The organism is Caulobacter sp., from assembly GCF_049283275.1.
Lineage (GTDB): Bacteria > Pseudomonadota > Alphaproteobacteria > Caulobacterales > Caulobacteraceae > Caulobacter.
The window spans coordinates 1-2,995 of the sequence record NZ_JBAPVS010000239.1 but is presented as its reverse complement, the minus strand read 5'-3'; the positions used below and the strand labels follow the sequence as shown (position 1 = coordinate 2,995).

The following is a 2,995-nucleotide window of genomic DNA, read 5'->3' as shown; positions in this document are numbered from 1 at the left end:
GGCCGGTTCGGGCGCGAGCTTGGGCGGCTCGGGCGGGGGAGGCGGCGGCGCGTACAGGGCCACGACGATCGGCTCCGGCTCCGCAATCACCGGAGGCTGGACGCGCACCGCCCACAGGGCGGCCAGGAGCGCGCCATGGGCCGCGACGCTGAGCGCCCCGGCGATGAAGCCGTCCGCCGTCGCTCGCCGGCGATGGACCGGCGTCGGAACCAGGGGATCGTACGGCTGCGGCCGCCCGCTCATCGAAGCTCCAGGTCTGTCTCCGGGAGGGTTTAGAGATCATCGGCTCGCGTCAGGATCGTGGCGCCGACGACATTTGTGCGACGCACTTGGGTTATGGCGCCAAACCCCTTAGATTGACGGCATGGCCGCAGACCACACCCACCTTCGTCCCTGGCGCCAGATTGAGCGTCGCCAATCGCGGAAGATCCGTGTCGGCAATGTCGAGGTCGGCGGCGACGCGCCGATCACGGTCCAGTCGATGACCAACACCCTGACCAGCGACGCCGCCGCGACGCTGGAGCAGATCCGTCAGCTGGAGGAGGCCGGCGCCGATATCGTCCGCGTCTCGTGCCCCGACACCGACTCGACGGCGGCCTTCAAGACCATCGCCCGCGAGTCGCGGGTGCCGCTCGTGGCCGACATCCACTTCCACTACAAGCGCGGCATCGAGGCGGCCCAGGCCGGCGCGGCCTGCCTGCGGATCAATCCGGGCAATATCGGTTCGCCCGACCGCGTGCGCGACGTGATCCAGGCGGCCCGCGACCACGGCTGCTCGATGCGGATCGGCGTCAACGCCGGGTCGCTGGAGCGCGAGCTGCTGGAAAAGTACGGCGAGCCTTGCCCCGACGCCATGGTCGAGAGCGCCCTGAACCACGCCCGCATCCTGCAGGACCACGACTTCCACGAGTTCAAGATCTCGGTGAAGGCCTCCGACCCGTTCATGACGGTGGCGGCCTATTACCAGCTGGCCGAGCGCATCGACTGTCCGCTGCACCTGGGCGTCACCGAGGCCGGGGCGCTGCGCACCGGCACGGTCAAGTCGTCGATCGGCATCGGCTCGATGCTGTGGGCCGGCATCGGCGACACCATCCGGGTCTCGCTGGCCGCCGACCCGGTCGAGGAGATCAAGGTCGGCTTCGATATCCTGAAATCGCTGGGCCTGCGCCACCGCGGCGTCAACATCATCGCCTGCCCGTCGTGCGCCCGTCAGGGCTTCAACGTGATCAAGACGGTGGAGGCGCTGGAGCAGCGCCTGGCCCACATCAGCCAGCCGATGTCGCTGTCGATCATCGGCTGCGTGGTCAACGGTCCCGGCGAGGCCCTGATGACCGACCTGGGCTTCACCGGCGGCGGCGCCGGCTCAGGCATGATCTACATGGCCGGCAAGCCCGACCACAAGCAGTCCAACGACGGCATGATCGACCACATCGTCGAGCTGGTCGAAAAGCGCGCCGAGGAGCTGAAAGCGACCCAGGACGCTGGAGCGCTGGCGGCTGAATAGGCTGGTTTCGAGCTAGGGCGTCTGCGGCGGCGCCCAAATGTGCGACCCCATCAATCAGGACGGAACGGCCATCGTCTATCGCACGTGAACCGGCCGAGGCTTCAGCCCAGCGACGTCTGGATCGGCACGCCGCCCTTGATCGCCAGGGTGACCGGCGTGCGCTCGGCCACGTCGGCCAGGCGTGCGCGCTGGGCGTCGTCGAGCGGACCGGCCGGGACCAGCACGCGCTCGATCCGGGGCGGGGTTTCGCCGCCGTGGTAGTGCAGCCGCACCTCCAGCGCCTCCAGAGGCCAGTCCTTGTGCTCGGCGTACATCTTCAACGTCATCGCCGTGCAGGCGCCCAGCGAGGCCAGCAGCAGGTCGAACGGCGCGGGCCCGACGTCCTGGCCGCCGTTGCGCTCGGGCTCATCGGCCGTCAGGGCGTGGCGGCCGGTGGTGATCGTGGTGGCGTAGCGGACGTCGCCGATATGGACGGTGGCGGTGGCCATTGGAGGCTCCTCACTTGGGTGTGCGGGCGCTCAATAGGCGATGCGCCGCGGGTCCGTCTTGCAGAATTCCCGGGCCGCGCCGCTTAGATCACCGCCCGCGAGCGCTCGTCCACGTTCGACACCGCCGCCGCGACGATCCTGAGCCCCCTCTCCAGCTCTCCGCGGTCCCGGGCCGCGCCCAGGCACAACCGCACGCCGGTGGTTGCTCCGGGCTCCACCACCGGGGCCGAGGGCGGGGTCAGTTCGACGCCGCCGCGCAGGGCCCGGCCGGCCAGGCGCTCGGCGTCCAGCTCCGACATCGGCAGCCAGACGTGCGGGGCGCTGGCCGACATCGGCGTCTCGATGGCTTGACCCAGGACCTGGCGGGCCAGGGCCAGGCGGGCGGTCATCTCCTCGCGCACCTCGGCGACGATGGCGTCGGCCGTGCCGTCCTCGATCCACTGGGTGGCGATCAGGCCGCCGAAGGCCGGCGGTGCGTAGGCCAGGGCGCGGACGGCGCGCAGCACCCGGTCCATGTGATCGCCGGGCGGGGCGATCAGGAAGCCGTGGCGCAAGCCGGGGGCCAGCGACTTGGACACCGCCGAGACGTGGAAGGTCCGCTCCGGGGCCAGCACCGCGAACGGTGGCGGGGCGTCGGGCGCATAGACGGCGTAGATGTCGTCCTCGATCAGCAGCAGGTCGCGCTTGCGGGCCACGGCGACGATCTGGGCGCGGCGCTCGGCGCCCATGACCCGGCCGGTGGGGTTTTGCAGGGTGGGTTGGACGGCGACGGCCTTGTAGGCGCCGGTGGCGGCGGCCTCGTCCAGGGCGTCGGGGCGCAGGCCCTCGGCGTCCATGGCCAGGCCCTTGAGGCGATAGCCGGCGTGCTCGGCCAGCGCCTTGACGCCGTAGAAGGTCGAGGCCTCGCACAGCACCGTGTCGCCCGGCCGCGCCACCGCGCCGAACGCCAGGGCCAGGGCCTGCTGGGCGCCCGCCGTGCAGGCCAGTCGCGTCCAGTCCGCGC

General features: G+C 71.2%; 3 protein-coding genes and 1 pseudogene. 1 reads left to right on the top strand and 3 read right to left on the bottom strand.

Going from position 1 to position 2,995, the window contains the following annotated elements:
- Positions 1-243: pseudogene (locus WAL33_RS13570) on the bottom strand (hypothetical protein); the annotation flags it as partial.
- A gap of 121 nt (positions 244-364) precedes the next feature.
- On the opposite strand from WAL33_RS13570, the gene ispG reads away from it, so the two are divergent.
- A complete protein-coding gene (ispG, locus tag WAL33_RS13565; protein WP_422182076.1) occupies positions 365-1,504 on the top strand; it encodes a flavodoxin-dependent (E)-4-hydroxy-3-methylbut-2-enyl-diphosphate synthase in 1,140 nt (379 codons plus the stop codon).
- Positions 1,505-1,605: 101 nt separating this feature from the next.
- On the opposite strand, the gene WAL33_RS13560 is transcribed toward ispG, so the two are convergent.
- Both WAL33_RS13560 and WAL33_RS13555 read right to left on the bottom strand, forming a co-directional pair.
- Positions 1,606-1,992 (bottom strand): OsmC family protein, encoded by a 387-nt coding sequence (locus tag WAL33_RS13560; protein WP_422182075.1) that lies wholly within the window; start codon positions 1,990-1,992, stop codon positions 1,606-1,608.
- An 83-nt stretch (positions 1,993-2,075) separates the two neighbouring features.
- Positions 2,076-2,995 (bottom strand): PLP-dependent aminotransferase family protein (locus WAL33_RS13555; protein ID WP_422182074.1); only part of this gene is annotated, 920 nt, incomplete at its 5' end.